The organism is Bacillus sp. BML-BC051 (assembly GCF_019656175.1).
Taxonomy (GTDB): Bacteria; Bacillota; Bacilli; order Bacillales; family Bacillaceae_G; genus Bacillus_A; species Bacillus_A mobilis.
Window position 1 is genome coordinate 57022 of sequence record NZ_BPLI01000026.1, and the last position, 21792, is coordinate 78813.

Sequence of the window (21792 nt, forward strand, 5' to 3'; positions counted from 1 at the left end):
AGCTAAGAGATAATACCTCTTAGCTCTTCTTGGTAAAAGGGGGCATTCATCGTGGCCAACCTATTTAAAAAGAAATCCGTTACGCAATTGTTAGGGGAAAGTAAAAGTAAAACTTTAACGAAAACGCTAGGGGCATTTGACCTAACAATGCTAGGGATTGGTGCGATAATTGGTACAGGAGTTCTAGTATTAACAGGATTAGTAGCAGCAAGAGATGCTGGTCCAGCAGTTATTTTTTCATTTATGATTGCAGCAATTGTTTGTGGATTTGCAGCGTTATGTTATGCAGAAGTTGCATCGACACTTCCTGTTTCAGGTAGTGTGTACACATATTCGTATGCAACAATTGGTGAGTTTGTTGCCCATTTAATGGGATGGACATTGTTATCCGTATATGTCGTAACGACTGCCGCAGTAGCCGGAGGATGGACGGGTTATTTCCATAACCTAGTGAGTGGATTGGGACTTGAAATTCCAAAAGCATTGCTAACGATTCCAGCACAAGGTGGTATGGTAAACTTACCAGCAGTTATCGTTACGTTAGTGATAACTTGGTTATTGTCACGAGGTACGAAAGAAAGTAAGCGTGTGAATAACATAATGGTATTAATTAAAATTGGTATTGTTGTTTTATTCATTGCAGTTGGTGTATTTTACGTGAAACCAGAAAACTGGATACCATTTGCACCATACGGCTTAAGTGGAGTCTTTGCCGGAGGAGCAGCAGTATTCTTTGCTTTCTTAGGATTTGATGCATTAGCAACTTCTGCTGAAGAAGTAAAAAATCCACAACGTGATCTACCGATTGGTATTATTGCTTCGTTAGTTATTTGTACAATTATTTATGTTGTAGTTTGTCTCGTTATGACAGGTATGGTTTCTTATAAGGAATTAGATGTACCTGAAGCTATGGCATATGTGTTAGAAGTTGTAGGACAAGATAAAGTGGCTGGTGTAATTGCTATTGGAGCTGTAATCGGTATTATGGCTGTAATTTTCGCTTACATTTATGCAACAACTCGTGTATTCTTCGCAATGAGCCGTGACGGTTTATTGCCAAAATCTTTCGCGAAAATTAACAAGAAGACTGAAGCGCCAACATTTTCAGTTTGGTTAACAGGAATTGGTAGTGCCTTAATTGCTGGATTTATCGATTTAAAAGAATTGTCGAATTTAGCGAATATTGGAGCGTTATTAACATTCGCTATGGTTGGTGTAACTGTTATCATTCTTCGTAAAACGCATCCGAAACTGCAACGTGGATTTATGGTACCACTTGTACCAATCTTACCGATTATTTCAGTTGCATGTTGTCTATTCTTAATGGTAAATTTACCATTAAAAACATGGATATACTTCGGTGTTTGGTTAGCAATCGGAGTAGTTGTATACTTTGTTTATTCGAAAAAACATAGTCATTTAAAAGATGATGGAAGTTCGCAGGATAATTTAGAACAAGCTAATTAAAAGCTTAATTAAAAGGGATATAAGTATAGTAAGCCTTGTGCGTCTAGGGAACGCGCAAGGCTTTTTTCTTTTGTGCAAAATGTACATCCTTTTTGTATGAGAATGTAATGGATGCGGAAAATAAGTACACGTCTTATTAAAATGTGAACGAAATGTTCGAAAAAATGTATGTGATTTCATTGACACATATGAATAGACGCTCATATAATAAGAGTATAAGATATATGAATGATTGTTCATATGTTCAAATAAAGAGGTGAGCTATAATGGCTGGAAATAAAGTAGAAATACCACAAGAGACATGTTCTCAAACGATAATTCATGAAGAAGTTGTTGATCAAGTAAAACAAACAATTCCAACTGATGAAAGTTTAAGTAAAGTAGCAGAACTATTTAAAGTATTAGGCGATCGTACACGTACGAGAATATTACATGCATTATTTGAAGCTGAAATGTGTGTTTGTGATTTAGCGTATTTATTAGGAATGACACAATCATCTATTTCACATCAGCTTCGTGTGTTAAAGCAAGCGAAACTTGTAAAGAATCGTAAAGAAGGAAAGGTCGTTTATTATTCGTTAGCTGACCAGCACGTAATTCATATCTTCGAGCAAGCGTTTGAACACGTAAATGAGGAAGAATAAAAAAGAGCGCGAGGAGGGAGAACGATGGCTGAAGCATTAGTGAAAAAGAAACTGATGTTAGAAGGTTTAGATTGTGCGAACTGTGCAATGAAAATTGAAAAAGGTGTCGGCAATATAGAAGGAGTAAATTCTTGCTCTGTAAATTTCGCGACAAAAACAATGGTTTTAGAAACAGCACAAAATAAAGAAGGCGAAGTTGTTACAGAAGCAAAGCAACTCGTTACAAAATTAGAACCGCATATTAAAGTACAAGAAGAAAAAAACACAAAAGTAGCAAAAGAAGTGTTTATATTAGAAGGTTTAGATTGTGCAAACTGTGCGATGAAGATTGAAAATAAAGTGAAAGAAATGCCGACCGTTTCGGAAGCGACTGTTGATTTCGTATCAAAGAAATTAAGAGTTGAAGTAGCGAATAAAAGAGAACTAGAAGCGACTGTAGCGAATATAACAAATGTCGTTCAAAAGTTAGAACCAGATGTAAAAGTTGTTCGTGAAGAAAAGGGTGGCCATGACCACGGGCATAGTCACGACCATGGTGAAGCAAATGTGAAAAAGATGGTAGGACGATTAGTGGTCGGCGGAATTTTGACAGCAATTGCTGCATTAGCTGGCTTACCACAAATGATCACAATTCCGTTATTCGTCTTTGCGTATTTATTAATAGGTGGAGATATTGTTTGGAGAGCGGTAAGAAACATAACTCGCGGCCAAGTATTCGATGAGAACTTCTTAATGGCAATTGCAACACTAGGAGCTTTTGCGATTCAACAATATTCAGAAGCTGTTGCGGTAATGCTATTCTATCAAGTGGGGGAACTATTCCAAAGTATTGCGGTCAATCGCTCCCGAAAATCAATTACTTCATTAATGGATATCCGTCCTGATTATGCCAATGTGAAGGTTGGAAATGAAACGAAACAAGTATCACCAGAAGATGTACAAATCGGCGATTATATTATCGTGAAGCCTGGTGAGAAAGTACCATTAGACGGAAAAGTAGTTGAAGGAACATCAATGGTAGATACTTCAGCATTGACTGGTGAATCTGTACCACGTGAAGTCGAAGTTGGAAATGATGTATTAAGTGGTTTTGTGAACCAAAATGGTGTATTAACAATTGAAGTTACAAAAGAATTTGGTGAATCAACTGTATCAAAAATTTTAGATTTAGTTCAAAATGCAAGCAGTAAAAAAGCGCCAACAGAAAACTTTATTACGAAGTTCGCGCGTTACTATACTCCAGTTGTAGTTATTACAGCAGCGATCATGGCGTTTATTCCACCACTTATTTTAGAAGGAGCTACATTCTCAGAATGGATTTATAGAGCTTTAGTGTTCTTAGTAATCTCTTGTCCATGTGCGTTAGTTGTATCTATTCCTCTTGGATTCTTTGGAGGAATTGGTGGTGCATCTAAAAGTGGTGTGTTAATAAAAGGAAGTAACTATTTAGAAGCTTTAAATGATGTGAAATATATTGTTTTTGATAAAACGGGAACATTAACAAAAGGTGTCTTCAAAGTTACAAAAATGGAACCAAGCGAAGGCATTACAAATGAAGAATTATTAGAGTATGCAGCATTTGCTGAAGTGTATTCTAATCATCCAATTGCACAATCGATTCGAAAGGCATATGGAAAATCAATTGATGAAAAAATAATCGATGATTATAACGAAATTTCTGGTCACGGTACAGTCGTAAAAGTACAAGGAAAAGAAATTTTTGCAGGTAATGCTAAGTTAATGAGAAAAGAAAACATTACATTTAAGCAACCAGAAACGGTAGGTACATTAGTTCACGTTGCTGTAGATGGGGAATATGCAGGTTATATCGTTATCTCTGATGAGGTAAAAGAAGATTCAAAACAAGCAATTCAAAAATTAAAAGAACTAGGTATTAAGAAGACAGTCATGTTAACTGGTGATGCAAAAGCAGTTGGTGAAGCTGTCGGTAAGGAATTAGGTTTAGATGAAGTTCACGCAGAACTATTACCGCAACAAAAAGTAGAAGAGATTGAAAAAATTGATGCGGCGAAGAACGGAAAAGAAAAAGTTGCTTTCGTTGGTGATGGTATTAATGACACACCGGTATTAGCAAGAGCAGATGTTGGTATTGCGATGGGTGGTTTAGGATCAGATGCAGCGATTGAGGCGGCAGACATCGTTATTATGACTGATGAGCCTTCAAAAATTGCAACAGCCTTAAACATCGCAAAACGTACACGACGCATTGTATGGCAGAATATCATCTTTGCATTAGGGGTAAAAGGATTAGTTTTATTACTTGGTGCTTTTGGTATTGCAACAATGTGGGAAGCTGTCTTCTCAGATGTTGGTGTGACACTACTTGCAGTGTTAAATGCAATGCGTGTACTACGAGTGAAAGATTTATAAAAAAGAGGACGCAACCTGCGTCCTCTTTTTTAGGTTATTTTGTTGAAATTGACTCAATAAAATAATAGCAAATCTTACTTTGTAAATAAATAACGTAATATTAAAATTTACAAATAAAAAATATTTGTCTTATTATTTTAATATATTTTCCACAAAGATACATATTGTATTGAAAAAACAGAGAAGGAAAAGCTTCTCTGTTTTATTTTTGTATATTTTTTTCAACTTGTTCTCGAACAGTTTGAATGTAATTCATTTTATGATCCCAGCATTCTTGACTTAAGTCGACAGGGTACTCTTCAGGATTTAAAGTTCGCATATATTCTTCCCAAAATAGCGCGAGACTTTGTTCGTTATATTTTTGAATATCTAATATATCTGGTAGTTCATATGTTCTTTCGCCGTTAACGAAAATGTCTTTATGCAGTTCGCGAGCTTCAAAGTTTGTTACAAATTTGCTTATATACGTGTGAACAGGATGAAACATTTTTAAACGTTCTTCTTTTCCTGGTACTTCAGAATCTAATGCAATATAATCACCTTCTGCATGATCGTTAACTCGATTGATGATGCGATAAATTCGTTTCAGTCCTGGAGTTGTAATTTTTTCAGGGTTAGATGAAATTTTAATTGTATCATTTAACTTTCCATCAGTATCTTCAATTGCAACTAGTTTATAAACAGCACCTAATGCTGGTTGTTCAAAGGACGTAATCAATTTTGTTCCAACGCCCCATACATCAATTTTTGCTCCTTGAGATTTCAAGTGCATAATTGTGTATTCATCTAAATCGCTAGAAGCAATAATTTTTGTATGTGTAAACCCAGCTTCATCTAATAGTTTTCTTGCTTTTTTAGATAAATAAGCCATATCACCACTATCAAGGCGAATACCATAAAAATCGATACGATCTCCAAACTCTTTCGCGACGCGAATCGCATTTGGAACACCTGATTTTAAAGTGTCGTATGTATCAACGAGAAAGACGCATTTTTTATGAGTTTCAGCGTATTTCTTAAACGCGACATATTCATCGCGATACGCTTGAACGAAAGAGTGAGCGTGTGTGCCGGCTACAGGTATTCCGAATCGCTTCCCAGCCCGTACGTTACTCGTAGATGAGAAACCGCCAATAAAGGCAGCGCGTGTACCCCAAAGAGCAGCATCAAACTCGTGGGCACGTCTTGTGCCGAATTCTAAAAGTTCATCGTTATTTGCAGCGTGCTTCATACGAGCAGCTTTTGTTGCAATTAATGTTTGGTAATTCACAATGTTTAACAGGGCAGTTTCAATAATTTGTGCTTCGCCGAGCGGTGCATCAACACGTAATAAAGGCTCGTTATTAAATACAACTTCACCTTCTTGCATACTTCGAATGGTCCCAGTGAATTTCATATTTTGTAAATACTGAAGGAATTCTTCTTCAAATTGTAATTCTGCTAAATAAGCGATATCGCTTTCGGTAAAGCTGAAGTTTTCTATGTACTCTACAATCTTTTCAAGACCAGCAAAAACAGCATAACCGTTCTCGAATGGAAGCTTTCGAAAGTATAAATCAAACACCGAGCGGCGATTATGAATACCATCTTTCCAATATGTATAAGCCATATTAATTTGATATAAATCTGTATGTAAGGCATAGCTATCGTCTTTATAATAAGTCATCGCGAAAACACCTCCATAATTTGGTTATAGTATACCAATTTTTCACCGCTCGTAGCAAAGAATGGATATGAGAGTAGAGTCAAGAAAGAAAAAAATGAAATAATGCATATTTTTTAGAAAATTAACATTTATCAATTTATATTTCTCAAGATTTTATGTATTATTAGAGTAATGGGGGTAATGAGAATGGAGGAGGACAATGCAACAAACATTAGAAAAAATAGGCAAACAAGTCTTTTATAAACGGCTACAGCAAAAAATGACACAAGAAGAATTATGTCAGGGCATTTGTTCTGTCTCATACTTAAGTAAAATCGAAAATGGAAAGATCGAAGCATCAGAAGAAATTCTACAATTGCTCTGCACAAGGTTAGAAATTGCCGTGACGGATTTGAGAGATGTAGAAGAAGATGTGAAGGGGAAGCTGGATGAGTGGTTAAATGCACTTGTTCATTTGGACAAGCAACAAGTAGAACGCATATATGAAGAATTGCAAGGTGAAATGAAGCATGTTTTGGATTTTGAAATTATAAATTATTATAAACTGCTGTATACGCGTTATTTAATGATGAAGAGAGATTTACCTGCTGTTGAAGAAGAATTGGATAATTTGAAGAAAGTGTATAAGAAATACTCACCTTTTCAGAAGATGTTATATACGTATAATAAGGCATTATTATATTCTGTACAGTACAAATATACACAGGCATTAGAGTACTTGTTAAAGACAGAAGCAATGGCAAAAGAATTAGGATATTATGAAACGGGAATATATTATAATTTAGCATTGACATATAGTCAAATAGAAATAGATCATATGACATTATACTTTGCTAATGTGGCATTAGAGGGCTTTAAAAGTGAATATAAATTTAGAAATATAATTAATTGCAAGTTTTTAATTGCTTTTAGTTATACCAGAAAAAAACAATACAATGAAGCTATGGAAATTTATAATCATATCATAAGGGAAGCAACTTCTTTTGCGGATAAAGATAATATTCTCTCTATTGCTTTAAATAATATTGGCTACCTGTATTATTGCCAAAAAAATTATACCAAGGCAAAAGAGTACTATATAGAATGCCTAAAGTATAAAAAAGAAGAGGATATGAACTATATTGATGCTATGTATGAGCTTTCATTACAGTGTATTCAATTAGGAGAAATAGAGGAAGCAGCAAAATGGATTGAAAAAGGTATCAATGCCGCAAGGAAAGATGATAGATATAAAGGGATGCTATATTTATTGTTAAGTCTGCAGTATAAGTACTTTGAAGCAAGAGATGTTTATAAAAAATTTCTAGAAACAGAAGTAGTTCCTTTCTTTAAAGCAGAGGAAAATATAAAAGATTTAAAGAAGATATACTTAGAACTAGCTGAATATTTAGAAGAATATTCAGATTTTAAAGAAAGTAATCGCTACTATAAGTTAGCGATAAATTTATTAGAAGAATAAAGAGGAGGAATAGTATGAAAAAGTTAATTGCAGGAACATTTGTAGTTATGGCGATTGCGGCAGTGGTATTGGATATTCAATATGCATGGAAACCAGATACTCTTGGTCAAGAAGCTAAAACAGTCCAACAAATTAATTCATAATTGAGAAACCCCTTTCCAATAGGAAAGGGGTTTTTTCAATATTTGTTCCCCAAAATTCTACAATACTTGAGAAAATAATTATTTGAATTTTTAGTATATTAATAGTGGAAACATAGTGCTACGATAAAACTACTCTTTTTCAAAAAAATTTTTATTAGGGGGAAGGTTCATGAAAAAGAAAAGTTTAGCATTAGTGTTAGCGACAGGAATGGCAGTTACAACGTTTGGAGGGACAGGCTCTGCATTTGCGGATTCTAAAAATGTGCTCTCTACGAAGAAGTACAATGAGACGGTGCAGTCACCGGAGTTTATTTCTGGTGATTTAACTGGAGCAACTGGCAAGAAAGCAGAATCTGTTGTGTTTGATTACTTAAACGCAGCAAAAGGCGATTACAAGCTAGGGGAAAAGAGTGCGCAAGATTCTTTCAAAGTGAAACAAGTGAAGAAAGATGCTGTAACTGATTCAACAGTAGTACGTATGCAACAAGTTTACGAAGGAGTGCCTGTATGGGGGTCTACTCAAGTAGCTCACGTAAGTAAAGATGGTTCTTTAAAAGTATTGTCTGGAACAGTTGCGCCTGATTTAGACAAAAAGGACAAGTTGAAAAATAAAAATAAGATTGAAGGCGCAAAAGCAATTGAAATTGCGCAAAAAGATTTAGGGGTTACACCTAAATATGAGGTAGAACCAAAAGCGGACTTATATGTATATCAAAACGGTGAAGAAACAACATATGCATACGTTGTAAATTTAAACTTCTTAGAGCCAAGCCCAGGAAACTACTACTATTTCATTGAAGCAGACAGCGGTAAAGTATTAAATAAATATAATAAACTTGATCATGTAGCAAATGAAGATAAGTCACCAGTTAAGCAAGATGCTCCTAAACAAGAAGCGAAGGCGGTTGTAAAGCCTGTAACAGGGACAAATAAAGTAGGAACTGGTAAAGGTGTATTAGGAGATACGAAATCACTTAATACAACGTTATCTGGCTCATCTTACTACTTGCAAGATAATACGCGCGGAGCGACAATTTTCACATATGATGCAAAAAATCGTTCAACATTACCAGGAACATTATGGGCAGATGCAGATAATGTTTTCAATGCAGCGTATGATGCAGCGGCAGTAGATGCTCATTACTATGCAGGTAGAACATATGATTATTATAAAGCTACATTTAATAGAAACTCTATTAATGATGCAGGAGCTCCGTTAAAATCGACAGTTCATTACGGAAGTAAGTATAATAATGCGTTCTGGAATGGCTCACAAATGGTATACGGAGATGGTGATGGTGTAACATTTACTTCATTATCTGGTGGAATTGATGTAATTGGTCACGAATTAACGCATGCTGTTACGGAGAATAGCTCGGATTTAATTTATCAAAATGAATCAGGTGCGCTAAATGAAGCGATTTCTGATATCTTTGGTACTTTAGTAGAATTCTATGATAATCGTAACCCAGATTGGGAGATTGGTGAAGATATTTACACGCCTGGTAAAGCGGGAGATGCGCTTCGCTCTATGAGTGATCCAGCGAAATATGGTGACCCAGACCATTACTCTAAGCGTTACACTGGTTCAAGTGATAACGGTGGAGTTCATACGAACAGTGGTATTATTAACAAACAAGCTTATTTATTAGCAAATGGCGGTACGCATTCGGGTGTAACTGTAACTGGTATCGGTAAAGATAAGTTAGGTGCAATTTATTACCGTGCAAACACACAATATTTCACGCAATCTACTACATTTAGCCAAGCTCGTGCTGGTGCAGTACAAGCTGCAGCTGATTTATATGGTGCGACTTCTGCGGAAGTAGCAGCAGTGAAGCAATCATTTAGTGCTGTTGGTATAAACTAAGGTTTTAAGAGATAGCTATTAATAAAATACCTCAAAAATAAAGAAGGAGCCTATGCTCCTTCTTTATTTTTTTCTCCATTTTTTCCACAAATAATACAATCCGATACAACCTGCGATTGTTACAATCCACTTTGCTTCGTTTGTACCGTTTATAACATGATATGCAGAATATACTTCAATCAACAAGGACGGTATTTTACCTATGGTACTGGCAATACTGAAGGATAGTAATGACATTTTGCCTAGAGCTGCAAATAAAGTCACGATACTGGACGGAATGAATGGAATAAAACGAAAAGAGAGGACGAGTAGAAAGGCCTCTCTACCTTCTACGTAAAGAAGACGTTCTACCTTAGGATGCTTATTTACTTTATCGTGAGTGAACTTTTGAAGGCCTATACGATAAATATAAAACGAGATAATAGCCCCTAAGGCCTCACCTATGATCGAAATGATTGTGCCGTTTACTACGCCAAAGAGCTGTATGTTAATGGCGGTCAAAAAAATACTAGGGATAAAACCTAAAAGACTGATGATGATGTTGATTAAGATACTAAGTGGAATTGCGATTGAATAATAGTCTGTTAAGAAGTTTTGAATTGTTTCAGCCATTGTTTAAAATCCTTTATCTTTTTTTGCATTACACCATATTTCCATTGTGTAGGCAAGCACGAATTTACATAATGTATAAAACGTTGATAAAATACGGCCTGTATACCTTATATGGGTATTAGGTATATAAAAATAGGGGTATATTTATATTTTTGAAAACAACCAAAAAACTCCATGTTTAAAGGGGTTATTTGATAATTTTAGGGGTGATTTAACTTGGGAAATAATCAGAAAAACATAGGGGTATATTTATAATGAGGGCTGAAATAGCGATTTAATGAAACTATGGTAGTAATATGGAAAAATAAACGAGGAATTTTAAAAATATATATGTCTTTTCGTTGTGAAATTGACTTTTAGGTAAGTTACGATAATAATCATGGAAGAGGTGATATGATGAAACGAATAAGTAGTCTTTTCTTAAGTAGTTTATTGGCATTAGTGCTGATCTTAAGTGGATGTGCAGGAAAAGAACAAAAAACAGAGAAACAAACAGGTAATCAATCGACATCAGTAGAAAAAATTAGTGATAATATTTTAGATGAAATGGAAGGGCCACCTAAAAATGGTCATACGATTGAAAGACATGTAGGAAAATCAGAAGAGGATTTGAAGAATCGCTTGAAGACAGATAAAGTATCAGCGGCAAGTACATACTATGATAAGGAAACAGCGACAAAAGCTGTAAAAGATAGTTTGAAGCAGCATGATAAGGAAATTCAAGATTGGTTAAAAAATTCTAAAGAGGCTCGTCTCGTATTAAATACAACTCATTCATTCCCGGTTGGAAAAACGGTAATAAAGAAGAATATGAATATAAAAGACAAGCTAGTAAAAACTGTTACTGTTTTGGCGAGAGATAAGTCAGGAGATTTAGGATATAAGATCATTACTTCTTATCCATCTGACAAATAAGAAGGGGGAGTACATATGTATACGACATTACAATACTTTCTTAAATCGTACTGTACGTTAAGTGTTCATGAAGATGAAATAGTAGGCGTGATGGAAGAGTTTATAGAGCAAGAGGATAAAGAAATTGTTTTGAAATTACGCGATGAATTATTATATATGAAGAAAAAGAATGCTTGGGAAGAGGCGTGCGTATTAGCTGCGAAGCAAGGAAATCGCATGTGGTCGTTAGAAGAAACGAAAGACCATCTTGCAACCTTTTTAATATTATTGCAAAAGAAAAAGGCGTGAGTAGATCACGCCTTTTCTTTTTAGAAATTTGCCTGTTTATTAGCACCTCATTGTTTTGGAGCGCTTTTATATACGCTTTTTGAAATTTGTCCATTTGAGATTACTTCACCGTTTTGTGTTACTTTTTTATACGTTACCGCTGTTATTTTGTCATTAGCTCTACTAATTACTTGAGAAGAAACTTCAACATTTTTACCAGTATTTGTGCCGAAAATACGAGTAGTAATACTACCTCCATTTGAAAATGCTTGAATATAAATATGATTGCCTGTATTGTTTTTAAATTTTAAATCCGGACCATAATCTGCCACTGCTGCATCTTGCCCAAGTGGTAAATAATTTACGGGCATGGAATGATTGCTTCGAGAAACAATTCCTAAATCTGCCCTTAAAGCGGCGCTATATAAAGTACTACTAACTTGGCAAACGCCTCCACCTGCACTTTGTATAACTTTACCTTCTGAAAATACTGCTGCGGATTTATAACCATGTGCAGCATCCGTTACGCCAACGCGTCCATTAAAACTAAACGTTTCATCAGGTGCGACAATAACTCCACTTAAAGTATTAGCTGACTTATTTACGTTAAAGGATTGATTCCCATTACGACCAGCCATTGGAGTCGAATATTCAGCGATCACCTCTTTAATCCCCATTTTCTGTATATCTTCTGTAGAACGTTCAGGTTTTAAGAGTGTAACTGGTAACGTAATGTCTGATGTGCCAGAAGTAATCGCTTGTGTCGTTAAATCAGTTAACTTTCCTTTATCAATTTTTTCACCATTTTGACTTTGGCTAATATTTACTGTAGAGCCTTCAACATTTAATTCTGCATTAACAGGATTTTTTAATGTGTCATTATATTTATCCTTCATAAAGCTTTCATAAGCAGTTGTATTTAATTGAGGCGTTAATTTATAATCACGTTTTAATTCACCGTTTTCAGCCTGCTTACGCATTTTGTAACGATTCATTGCGTTTCCTTCTTGTTCTTTAAAGATTTTGTCGATAATATCTTTTTCCTTATAATTTATCCCTAAATCTTTCCATGTGTACGTTTGTTTATCATTTTGAAATATGTAGGTAAGAGATTTTTGGTCTAATTCAGTTACTTTTTGATTAATAATTGCTTGAATATCTTTTTTATTTTTTCCATCGAGAGAAATACCTTCAAATGTAGTATTTGGTAATGCAGTAGTATCTAATTGATTATTTAGTGTGGATACATATTGATATCCACCAACACCGCCTACACAAAGTAATATGCCTCCAGTAATTGCAGAACCGATCAGTATTTTACTTAGCTTCATTTATTTCCCCCCAGAAATTTTTGTATAAATATATGTATTACATTTTTTGTATAAAAATGATGAAAATAACATTATGTACGTACTAGTATACTATTATTCCCACTATGTGTGTAATGTTTTTATAAAAAATGTTACATTGCTGTAATAATTGTCTCTTTTTGTCACAATATGTTGAAAATTATAATAAAAAGGCTGTCTAGAAAGATCTAGCAGCCTTTTTATTATAATTTTTTATGTTCATTTTTATTCGTAACACCGAGATGTTCTTGTAGTGTTGTCGAAATAGTATTGACGCTTTTTTCATTTGGAACGTAATAATAAATACCACCTATATATTTATCAGTACCTTCTACTTGCATTTTGTCCATTTTTAAATTGGAATCCATTGAATTTTTGGCAATTGTCATCATATCATCAAAAGTTAAATTTGTTTTTAAGTCTTTATCGACAGCGTCGAGTAGACCACCAATTTTATTAATGGAATTAAGAGATAGTGCTTTTTGAGCGATAGCTTCTAAAACAAGCTGTTGTCGTTGACCGCGCATATAATCACTATCGATATGACGAGTTCTAGCTAGCGCCAATGCCTCTTCGCCATTTAAATGTTGACGTCCTTTTTTTAGGTGAATTGCATCTGCTTCGTCTTTACTATTTTGTTCTGTAAACTCAACTGGAACATCGACAGTAATACCACCAAGAGAATCGACAATTTTGATAAATGATTTAAAGTTGAATTTTACATAATAATCAACTGGAACATCTAAAAAGTTCTCTACCGTATCAATTGTGCTATCTACACCACCGAATACGTGCGCATGTGTAATTTTATCGTATTTCTCACGTGATTTAATGTAGACACGTGAGTCACGTGGAATACTGACAAGCTTAACAGATTTATCGCTTTTATTAATCGTTGCAAGTAATAGCGCATCCGTGCGAGTTGCTTTTCCGTAATTCTTATCCCTAATCTCACTTTCATCAACACCCATAATAAGTACGGAAATGTTGTCAGTCATAGGTTTCACGGCTTTTTCACGTTTGCTGGATTTATCCCCGCGGCTCAGTTCAGAATAAGCATTACTTAATACAGACTTTGCTTTACTGTATATATGGAAGGAATAGCCTCCTGCTCCAAGTGCTATAATCAGTAATGGAATAAGAAGGAACCAAAGGAGACGTTTTTTCTTTGAGCGTCCTTTTTTGGCTCGAGTATCTTTGTTCATATCGGATTTCATCATTTTTTCTCCTTTAAAGCTATCAAAGTGTATACATCTAGAAGCGCATTCAAACACATAAAAAATATTGTACGCTAAATAAAAGCGATTGTACATGTATAAAAAATAGATGTCTTGATTATTTATAAAGACATCTATTCGTTATTGTATACAAAAGATAGGGATAAGAAAATGATAAAATTTTACCTGATTACAACATAATACTTACGATAATTGCAGATAAAATGCTAACGAGAGTAGCTCCATATAGTAATTTAAGGCCAAATCTGGCAACGACGTTTCCTTGTTCTTCGTTTAATCCTTTTACTGCACCTGAAATAATGCCGATAGAAGAAAAGTTGGCAAAAGAAACGAGGAAAACGGAAATAATACCAACTGTACGGGGAGAAAGACTATTAGAAATTTTACTAAGGTCCATCATTGCTACAAATTCATTCGTCACAAGCTTCGTTGCCATAATGCTACCCGCTGTGACAATTTCAGAACTTGGTACACCGATAAGGAATGCAACAGGCGCAAATACGTAGCCGATTAATTGCTGGAAAGTAATGCCGAATATAATGAGGAATAGGTCATTAATGCAGCTAATTAATGCGACGAATCCGATGAGCATAGCGCCGACAACAATAGCTACGCGAAAGCCATCTAGAATGTATTCTCCAAGCATTTCAAAAAAGCTTTGCTTTTCGCCTTTAATTTCTAAAATATCTTCGTCATCTTTAACGTCGTAAGGATTAATGATGAGTACGATAATAAAACCACTAAATAAATTGAGAACGAGTGCGGTTACTACATATTTAGGTTCGATCATTGTCATATAGGCACCTACGATAGACATAGATACGGTTGACATGGCAGAAGCACAAAGTGTATAAAGACGGTGTTTTGGAATTTGAGCTAATTGTTTTTTTACCGTAATAAAAACTTCTGATTGGCCGACAATGGCAGAGGCGATAGCGTTGTAAGATTCTAATTTCCCAAGACCATTTATTTTGCTAAGGAAGTAACCGATCCAATGAATAAAAAATGGTAGTATTTTGAAATGTTGTAGTATACCAATTAAGACGGAAATGAAAACAATTGGTAATAATACAGTAAGGAAAAATGACATTTCACCTTTATTGGCAAGACCGCCAAATACGAAGTTTATACCATCAGCAGCATACTCAAGTAGCTTTGTAAACAGACTGGAAATGACCCGAATAAGTATGAGGCCGATTTCTGTATTTAATAATAAATAGGTTAAAATTAACTGTATAATAAGCATGATGAATATTGGTTTAAATTTAATATGTTTCTTATTGTTGCTAGCAATATAAGCAAGGAAGAAAACAACGATAAGTCCCACGAAAAAAGTAATAAATTTCATAGTAAACCCCCTAAAAGAGATATTCTGCTATATATGTTTTTCATTTCAAGGGAGAATATGCATCTTTGGTAAAGAAAGGAATAGAGAGAGCATGAATATATGTAGAGTGCACCATGTTGCAATTATTTGTTCGAATTATGAAGTGTCAAAGGATTTTTATACTCAGATATTAGGTTTTAAAGCGATAAATGAAGTATATAGAAAGGAACGAGATTCTTATAAGTTAGATTTATGTGTAGGGGAAGAGTATCAAATTGAATTATTTTCATTTCCCAATCCACCTGAGCGCCCAAGTTTCCCAGAAGCAGCTGGTCTTAGACATTTAGCATTTGCTGTTACAAATATAGGAGAAGCTGTGAAACATTTAAATGAATGTGGTGTGGAGACTGAGTCGATACGTATGGATGAAATAACCGGAAAAAAATTCGTTTTTTTCCAAGACCCTGATGGCTTGCCTTTAGAATTGTATGAGGTTTGAAATTGGTGAATTTTATACAGGGTTGCTTTTGTGTAAATGAAGAAACTAAAGTGAAACTTCTTTTTTAAAGGAGGTGTAACTTTAGCTAAGAAAGCTAAAGGGTATATGTGGATATTTTAAAATTATTGATGGTAGTCATCCTTATCGCGTTAACAGGTTTTTTTGTAGCTGTTGAGTTTGCAATTATTAAGGTGCGCAGCAGTCGTATTGATCAACTCGTTAGTGAAAAACGACGAGGAGCATTGGCAGCAAAAAAAGTAACTTCGAATTTAGATGAGTATTTATCAGCATGTCAGTTAGGTATTACAATTACTGCTTTAGGGCTTGGGTGGTTAGGAGAGCCGACCATAAAACATTTACTCGAGCCGTTGTTTTTAAAACTACATTTCTCTCCTGCAATTGCAAGTACAGTTTCATTTATTATTGCCTTTGCAGTGATTACATTTTTACATGTTGTCATTGGTGAACTTGCTCCGAAGACGCTCGCTATACAAAGAGCAGAGCAAGTTAGCTTATTATTATCGAAGCCAATTATTTATTTTTACCGAGTAATGTATCCGTTTATTTGGGCTTTAAATGGTTCAGCAAGGCTTGTAACAGGGCTATTCGGATTACATCCAGCCTCTGAACATGAAGTAGCTCATTCGGAGGAAGAATTGCGATTAATCTTATCCGAGAGTTATGAGAGCGGAGAGATTAATCAAAGGGAATTTAAATATGTAAATAATATTTTTGAATTTGATAATAGAGTCGCAAAGGAAATTATGGTACCTCGTACGGAAGTTGTAGGTTTATATGAGGACGAACCATTTGAAACACATATTAAAATAATCGCACAAGAAAAATATACGAGGTATCCCGTATTTGGTGAAGATAAAGATGAAATTATTGGGATGGTTAATGTAAAGGATTTATTTATTCGTTATATGGATGGTAATCGAGATGAGGAGTGCTCGATTACACCGTATACAAGGCCAGTTATTGAAGTACTAGAAAATATTCCTATACATGATTTGCTATTACAAATGCAAAGAAAACGAATCCCATTAGCTGTACTATATGATGAATATGGTGGTACAGCGGGGATTGTTACATTAGAAGATATTTTAGAAGAAATTGTTGGAGAAATCCGAGATGAATACGATGAAGACGAGCACCCGCCTATAGAGCATATAAGTGAAGGGTGTAAAATCGTAGAGGGAAAAGTGCTTATTAGTGAAGTAAATGATTTATTTGGCATACACTTAATCGCTGATGATGTAGATACAATTGGTGGCTGGATTATGGTACAAAAGCAAATCGTTGCTGAAGGAGATGTTATTGAAAAACACGGCTTTTCTTTTAAAGTTCTCGAAAAGGATATGCATCAAATTAAACGAGTGGAAATAAAGAAGATAGAAGAATGATTTTCTATAAATTTTTATGCCGCTATTCGCCGGGCAGTAAGACCCTTACCTCAAAATTAAGCGAAAGCGAAGAAGTTAGGTGGGGGATGAACAAAAGCCCACTGATTAAGGTTTCACTTTATAAAAGGTATATATAGAAAATTAAATGTTTGCGCTTTCAAAAGAGGTGCTATATAGTGAAGGTGGATACTGAAAAATTCTTCTGAATGATACTCGTATTTTTAGATGGCGAATTTTTTAGATAAGGATTTAGAATGAAAAGCATAGGTGATGAAAATGATAGCAACGAAGGATATACGTATAGAAAAAGATTTTTTAGGTGAAAAGGAGTACCGAGTGTAGCTTATTATGGTGTACAAACATTACGTGCTGTTGAAAACTTCCCGATTACAGGATATCGCATTCATCCGTCACTTATTACGGCAATGGCAATTGTGAAAAAAGCGGCGGCACTTGCAAATATGGATACTGGTTACTTAGCTAAAGACATTGGACATGAAATTGCAGAAGCAGCGCAAGAAATTGTTGATGGAAAATTCCATGATCAATTTATCGTGGATCCAATCCAAGGCGGTGCTGGAACTTCTATTAATATGAATACAAATGAAGTAATCGCTAATCGAGCGTTAGAACGTATGGGATATGAAAAAGGTGAGTATGCGAAAATTAGTCCAAACACGCATGTGAACATGGCTCAATCAACGAATGATGCGTTTCCGACAGGAATTCATATTGCAACTCTTATGATGTTAGAAGAACTTCTTATTACAATGGAAGAACTTCATGCTGCTTTCCGTGCAAAAGCAAAAGAGTTTGATCACGTCATTAAAATGGGACGTACACATTTACAAGATGCTGTTCCGATTCGTCTTGGGCAAGAATTTGAAGCGTATAGCCGCGTGCTTGAGCGTGATATAAAAAGAATTAAACAGTCTCGCCAACATTTATATGAAGTGAACATGGGGGCGACAGCTGTTGGTACGGGATTAAATGCAAACCCTACGTACATTGAACAAGTGGTTAAACACTTGCGAACATTTAGCGGATTCCCACTTGTTGGTGCAGAGCATTTAGTTGATGCAACGCAAAACACAGATGCATACACAGAAGTATCTGCAGCATTAAAAGTATGTATGATGAATATGTCTAAAATTGCGAATGACCTTCGTATTATGGCATCTGGTCCACGTGTTGGATTGGCGGAAATTCAATTACCAGCTCGTCAACCAGGTTCATCTATTATGCCAGGGAAAGTAAATCCTGTTATGGCAGAAGTAATTAATCAAGTTGCTTTCCAAGTAATTGGTAATGATCATACAATTTGCTTAGCATCAGAAGCAGGACAATTAGAGTTAAACGTAATGGAGCCTGTACTCGTGTTTAATTTAATTCAATCTATTAGTATTATGAATAACGGATTCCGTGTATTCCGTGAATATTGTATTAAAGGAATTACAGCAAATGAAGAATTGCTGAAGCAATATGTGGAGAAGAGTGTTGGGATTATTACGGCAGTTAACCCTCATATTGGTTACGAAGCAGCATCTCGTATTGCACGTGAAGCAATTGAAACAGGAAAATCTGTTAGGGAGTTATGCTTAGAACATGGTGTACTGACAGAAGAAGAGTTGGATATTATTTTAGATCCATTCGAAATGACGCATCCTGAAATTGCTGGTGCTTCTTTATTAAAGAATAAGAAGATGTAATGTGAAAAAACACCGATCCATTTGGATCGGTGTTTTATTTTTAAAAGATATTAAATACAGAGTTTAATTGAAGTAAGCTAATAATAGCTAAGAAGATTAAACTGTATTTCATTGCTGTTTTAAATAGGGCAGATTCTTTACCAACTAGTCCAACTGCTGCACAAGCAACTGCCACAGATTGTGGAGAAACCATTTTTGCCATTGTACCACCTACTACGTTTAATGCAACAAGTGTAGAAGGAACGATGTTTAATTGATCTGCAGTTACTGCTTGAAGCGGTGCGAATAATGAACCACTTGATACTACCGATCCTGTAATGAATACGCCAATCCATCCTAAGATTGGAGAAAGAACTGGGAATGCATTACCTGTAGAAGAGAATGCAAGTCCAAGTGTAGATGACATACCAGAGTAGTTCTCTACGTAAGCTAAAGCGATAACGCTACAGATTGTAAATACTGGAGCTTTTAGTTCTTTCATTGTTTCCACTACTAATTCTTTAACCATTTTACCTTTTACGCGGTACACGATAAGTGAAACGATAATTGCTAATACGATTGCAGTAGTTGTAGATGAGAATACATCAAATTTGAAAACAGCTGCGAAAGGAGTATCAGCTTTTGTAATAGGTGTAGTTTTCATAACAGCATTATGAAGACCAGGGAATTGAATGTTAAATACTAAGTTTGCTAGTGCGCCATCCGGAGCAAATAAAGCTTTAATTGGTTTTAAATTAAAGATTGTTACGAATGCAGTTAAGAATACGAATGGAGACCAAGCATATAAAATTTGATTGAATGTATGAGATACATTTTCTTCTTGTTTTTCTTCTTTAGTAGAAGATTTTGGCTGCCAAACACGTAAGAATAATGCAAGAGAGATCATACTTACAACAGCTGCGAAAATATTAGTAAGTTCTGCACCTAAGAAGTAAGTTACAAGGAACTGAGTAATCGCGAAAGAAACACCACTTACAAGAATACCTTGCCAAGTTTCCTTAATACCTTTAATTCCATCAACCATTGATACAAGTAAGAAAGGTAAAACAATACTAATGAAAGGTAAAATAAGAACAGTTTGACGACCGATAGTTAATGCATCTAGTTCAGTTAATTGTGCCGGTACTGTAACTGGGATACCCATAGCACCCATAGCACCACCAGCGATGTTAGCTACTAAACAAATTCCTGCTGCTTTTAATGGGTTAAAGCCCATACCTACTAGTAATGCAGCTGTAATAGCAACTGGAACCCCTAGACCAGCTGCGCCTTCTAAGAAAGCACCGAAAGAATAAGCGATTAATAATACTTGTAAACGTTGGTCATTTGTAATGCTTGAAATACTATCACGAATGATGTTGAATTGCTCTGTTTTAACAGTTAATTTATAAAGGAAAATTGCTGCGATAACGATAGTACAAATTGGATAAAATCCAGATAAAACACCGAATCCGGCAGATGCTACAGCTACAGTTGCTGGCATTTTATAAACGAATATAGCAAGAATAATAGCGACAATCACACTGTAAAGGCCAGCCATGTAACTTTTCATTTTCAGTCCCATTAAACAAATGATGAAGCAGAAAATTGGAAGTGCTGCGATTAGTGCAGATAACCAAATATTGTTTAATGGGTCATAAATTTGTGTCCAAGTACTCATAATAATGACAACTCCTATCTATTTTATGTGAAGAAATTCACATTATTTGTGAAACAATTCACAATCAACTTACATGCTTAGTATATTCTCCTTCAACACTATTGTCAACGTAAAAAAGTATAATTATTCCATAATAGTATTAAAAGAAATGCTTTGTTCATAAAGTAGACAAAAAGCAAACTCAAATAGATTTGAGTTTGCTTTTTGAAGTTATTTCTATATTGTTTTATTTGTTCGTATATCATTAATCTTATATGTTAGATGACGTCTTTGCATTAAGTATATAGGATGTTGAAATTTGATAGGTGTCACATGCTGGTCTGAGTTGATCTAGTAAGAAAGAGAAACCAAATGCATTTAATAGGAAGTTTTGAATAACAGTCTGAGCAAGTACAATACGAATTAAAACAACAATAAGTCAATTTTTAATATTACATTATCTTTTTTTACTGAAAATTCCTTTTAGCATAACAAAGAGGTTAAATATAACCCAAATACGTTACGATAGGTTATCAATTATAGACGGTATTTTACAATATCGTTACTGTACGTTGCAGTGAGGTGAAAATATAACAAAAAGCTTGATAAAACAACGTTTGTAAGCAAAGTATTCATAGCCCTTACTTTTGCTTTTTCATTATATCATATAGTATAATATTCAAAATCAGCAAGGAATTTTTCCTGAATTCTTTCCTGATAAAGGTGGAAAAAATTTTCAGCATTATAGGTTGATAAAGTTATGTCGTAACAGGAAATATAAGAACAGATATATAAATAAATAAAAAGAAAATAAAAACGAAAATGAGGGGAACTTTATGAGCCAAAATCAATTCGAATGTCGTATTTCAGAAGAAGATGTACAAATGTTAAGAGCGTTAGCGCATCCGTTACGTTTACGCCTAGTAATGGAACTAATGCAACGTGGAACTTGTAATGTAACACAATTACAGGAAGTGTTAGAAATTCCACAATCAACGGTTTCACAACATTTAACGAAATTAAAACAAAATAAAGTAGTACGCTTTGAAAGACGAGGACTAGAAGTGTATTATCAAATTCATAATGATAAAGTAAGTGAAGTTGTAAAAACATTATTTTCTTAAAATTTGAATATTATGGAAAAAGACGTGTGGGATATACGTCTTTTTTTATTTGTCAGAAAGGTGATAT

Annotated in this window: 17 protein-coding genes and 1 pseudogene; 12 read left to right on the forward strand and 6 right to left on the reverse strand. The window is 34.8% G+C overall.

What is annotated here, in order from left to right; all coding sequences use genetic code 11:
* The first annotated feature begins 51 nt into the window (after positions 1–51).
* The 3 genes from K5S59_RS12845 to K5S59_RS12855 all read left to right on the forward strand — a co-directional run bounded on the left by K5S59_RS12845 (position 52) and on the right by K5S59_RS12855 (position 4502).
* Positions 52–1467 (forward strand): amino acid permease, encoded by a 1416-nt coding sequence (locus tag K5S59_RS12845; RefSeq protein WP_001284886.1) that lies wholly within the window; start codon positions 52–54, stop codon positions 1465–1467.
* A 266-nt stretch (positions 1468–1733) separates the two neighbouring features.
* On the forward strand, positions 1734–2111 hold the full coding sequence (locus tag K5S59_RS12850) for an ArsR/SmtB family transcription factor (RefSeq protein ID WP_098872496.1): 378 nt from the start codon (positions 1734–1736) through the stop codon (positions 2109–2111).
* A gap of 24 nt (positions 2112–2135) precedes the next feature.
* Positions 2136–4502, forward strand: coding sequence for a heavy metal translocating P-type ATPase (locus tag K5S59_RS12855; protein WP_000796578.1), 2367 nt, complete (start codon positions 2136–2138; stop codon positions 4500–4502).
* Positions 4503–4704: 202 nt separating this feature from the next.
* On the opposite strand, the gene K5S59_RS12860 is transcribed toward K5S59_RS12855, so the two are convergent.
* Complete coding sequence (locus K5S59_RS12860) at positions 4705–6168, reverse strand: nicotinate phosphoribosyltransferase (RefSeq protein WP_000222899.1); 1464 nt, start codon at positions 6166–6168, stop codon at positions 4705–4707.
* A 199-nt stretch (positions 6169–6367) separates the two neighbouring features.
* Here K5S59_RS12860 and K5S59_RS12865 point away from each other — a divergent pair, with 199 nt between their 5' ends.
* From K5S59_RS12865 to K5S59_RS12875, 3 genes are all read left to right on the forward strand, one after another.
* Positions 6368–7627, forward strand: coding sequence for a tetratricopeptide repeat protein (locus K5S59_RS12865; protein ID WP_098259367.1), 1260 nt, complete (start codon positions 6368–6370; stop codon positions 7625–7627).
* Between the two features lie 14 nt (positions 7628–7641).
* Positions 7642–7770, forward strand: coding sequence for an NprX family peptide pheromone (locus K5S59_RS12870; protein ID WP_000733137.1), 129 nt, complete (start codon positions 7642–7644; stop codon positions 7768–7770).
* A 169-nt stretch (positions 7771–7939) separates the two neighbouring features.
* Positions 7940–9640, forward strand: coding sequence for a M4 family metallopeptidase (locus K5S59_RS12875; protein WP_097844444.1), 1701 nt, complete (start codon positions 7940–7942; stop codon positions 9638–9640).
* Positions 9641–9703: 63 nt separating this feature from the next.
* Here K5S59_RS12875 and K5S59_RS12880 read toward each other — a convergent pair whose 3' ends face one another.
* The gene (locus tag K5S59_RS12880; RefSeq protein ID WP_000852202.1) at positions 9704–10252 is read right to left on the reverse strand and encodes a TVP38/TMEM64 family protein; all 549 of its coding nucleotides are present in this window, start codon (positions 10250–10252) and stop codon (positions 9704–9706) included.
* A gap of 396 nt (positions 10253–10648) precedes the next feature.
* Here K5S59_RS12880 and K5S59_RS12885 point away from each other — a divergent pair, with 396 nt between their 5' ends.
* Positions 10649–11167, forward strand: a complete 519-nt coding sequence (locus K5S59_RS12885) for an RNase A-like domain-containing lipoprotein (RefSeq protein ID WP_000822714.1) — start codon at positions 10649–10651, stop codon at positions 11165–11167.
* Positions 11168–11182: 15 nt separating this feature from the next.
* Positions 11183–11455 carry a hypothetical protein gene (locus K5S59_RS12890; protein WP_000288809.1) on the forward strand — a complete coding sequence of 91 codons (273 nt, stop codon included), beginning with the start codon at positions 11183–11185 and terminating at the stop codon, positions 11453–11455.
* A 47-nt stretch (positions 11456–11502) separates the two neighbouring features.
* Here K5S59_RS12890 and K5S59_RS12895 read toward each other — a convergent pair whose 3' ends face one another.
* The 3 genes from K5S59_RS12895 to K5S59_RS12905 form a co-directional block, all read right to left on the reverse strand.
* Positions 11503–12765, reverse strand: coding sequence for a VanW family protein (locus K5S59_RS12895; RefSeq protein ID WP_098259276.1), 1263 nt, complete (start codon positions 12763–12765; stop codon positions 11503–11505).
* A 221-nt stretch (positions 12766–12986) separates the two neighbouring features.
* The gene (locus K5S59_RS12900) at positions 12987–14003 is read right to left on the reverse strand and encodes an LCP family protein (protein WP_002070431.1); all 1017 of its coding nucleotides are present in this window, start codon (positions 14001–14003) and stop codon (positions 12987–12989) included.
* Positions 14004–14190: 187 nt separating this feature from the next.
* On the reverse strand, positions 14191–15369 hold the full coding sequence (locus K5S59_RS12905; RefSeq protein ID WP_000668857.1) for a NupC/NupG family nucleoside CNT transporter: 1179 nt from the start codon (positions 15367–15369) through the stop codon (positions 14191–14193).
* 91 nt (positions 15370–15460) lie between these two features.
* Between K5S59_RS12905 and gloA2 the strand changes: the two genes are divergently transcribed.
* The 3 genes and pseudogenes from gloA2 to aspA all read left to right on the forward strand — a co-directional run bounded on the left by gloA2 (position 15461) and on the right by aspA (position 18962).
* Positions 15461–15847 (forward strand): SMU1112c/YaeR family gloxylase I-like metalloprotein, encoded by a 387-nt coding sequence (gloA2, locus tag K5S59_RS12910; RefSeq protein ID WP_001017686.1) that lies wholly within the window; start codon positions 15461–15463, stop codon positions 15845–15847.
* Between the two features lie 107 nt (positions 15848–15954).
* Positions 15955–17253: a hemolysin family protein gene (locus tag K5S59_RS12915; protein ID WP_000353301.1), complete on the forward strand. Its 1299-nt coding sequence runs from the start codon at positions 15955–15957 to the stop codon at positions 17251–17253.
* Between the two features lie 276 nt (positions 17254–17529).
* Positions 17530–18962: pseudogene (aspA, locus tag K5S59_RS12920) on the forward strand (aspartate ammonia-lyase).
* A gap of 40 nt (positions 18963–19002) precedes the next feature.
* Here the strand turns inward: aspA and K5S59_RS12925 are convergent.
* Positions 19003–20622, reverse strand: coding sequence for an L-lactate permease (locus K5S59_RS12925; protein ID WP_000109125.1), 1620 nt, complete (start codon positions 20620–20622; stop codon positions 19003–19005).
* Between the two features lie 815 nt (positions 20623–21437).
* On the opposite strand from K5S59_RS12925, the gene K5S59_RS12930 reads away from it, so the two are divergent.
* Positions 21438–21725 carry an ArsR/SmtB family transcription factor gene (locus tag K5S59_RS12930; protein ID WP_000081429.1) on the forward strand — a complete coding sequence of 96 codons (288 nt, stop codon included), beginning with the start codon at positions 21438–21440 and terminating at the stop codon, positions 21723–21725.
* Positions 21726–21792: the final 67 nt, after the last annotated feature.

Excerpts from the sequence above, each read along its gene's own strand:
- K5S59_RS12850 (WP_098872496.1), top strand. The coding sequence starts at position 1,734 with ATGGCTGGAAATAAAGTAGAAATACCACAAGAGACATGTTCTCAAACG.
- K5S59_RS12855 (WP_000796578.1), top strand. The coding sequence starts at position 2,136 with ATGGCTGAAGCATTAGTGAAAAAGAAACTGATGTTAGAAGGTTTAGAT.
- K5S59_RS12860 (WP_000222899.1), bottom strand. The coding sequence starts at position 6,168 with ATGACTTATTATAAAGACGATAGCTATGCCTTACATACAGATTTATAT.
- K5S59_RS12865 (WP_098259367.1), top strand. The coding sequence starts at position 6,368 with ATGCAACAAACATTAGAAAAAATAGGCAAACAAGTCTTTTATAAACGG.
- K5S59_RS12870 (WP_000733137.1), top strand. The coding sequence starts at position 7,642 with ATGAAAAAGTTAATTGCAGGAACATTTGTAGTTATGGCGATTGCGGCA.
- K5S59_RS12875 (WP_097844444.1), top strand. The coding sequence starts at position 7,940 with ATGAAAAAGAAAAGTTTAGCATTAGTGTTAGCGACAGGAATGGCAGTT.
- K5S59_RS12880 (WP_000852202.1), bottom strand. The coding sequence starts at position 10,252 with ATGGCTGAAACAATTCAAAACTTCTTAACAGACTATTATTCAATCGCA.
- K5S59_RS12885 (WP_000822714.1), top strand. The coding sequence starts at position 10,649 with ATGAAACGAATAAGTAGTCTTTTCTTAAGTAGTTTATTGGCATTAGTG.
- K5S59_RS12890 (WP_000288809.1), top strand. The coding sequence starts at position 11,183 with ATGTATACGACATTACAATACTTTCTTAAATCGTACTGTACGTTAAGT.
- K5S59_RS12895 (WP_098259276.1), bottom strand. The coding sequence starts at position 12,765 with ATGAAGCTAAGTAAAATACTGATCGGTTCTGCAATTACTGGAGGCATA.
- K5S59_RS12900 (WP_002070431.1), bottom strand. The coding sequence starts at position 14,003 with ATGATGAAATCCGATATGAACAAAGATACTCGAGCCAAAAAAGGACGC.
- K5S59_RS12905 (WP_000668857.1), bottom strand. The coding sequence starts at position 15,369 with ATGAAATTTATTACTTTTTTCGTGGGACTTATCGTTGTTTTCTTCCTT.
- gloA2 (WP_001017686.1), top strand. The coding sequence starts at position 15,461 with ATGAATATATGTAGAGTGCACCATGTTGCAATTATTTGTTCGAATTAT.
- K5S59_RS12925 (WP_000109125.1), bottom strand. The coding sequence starts at position 20,622 with ATGAGTACTTGGACACAAATTTATGACCCATTAAACAATATTTGGTTA.
- K5S59_RS12930 (WP_000081429.1), top strand. The coding sequence starts at position 21,438 with ATGAGCCAAAATCAATTCGAATGTCGTATTTCAGAAGAAGATGTACAA.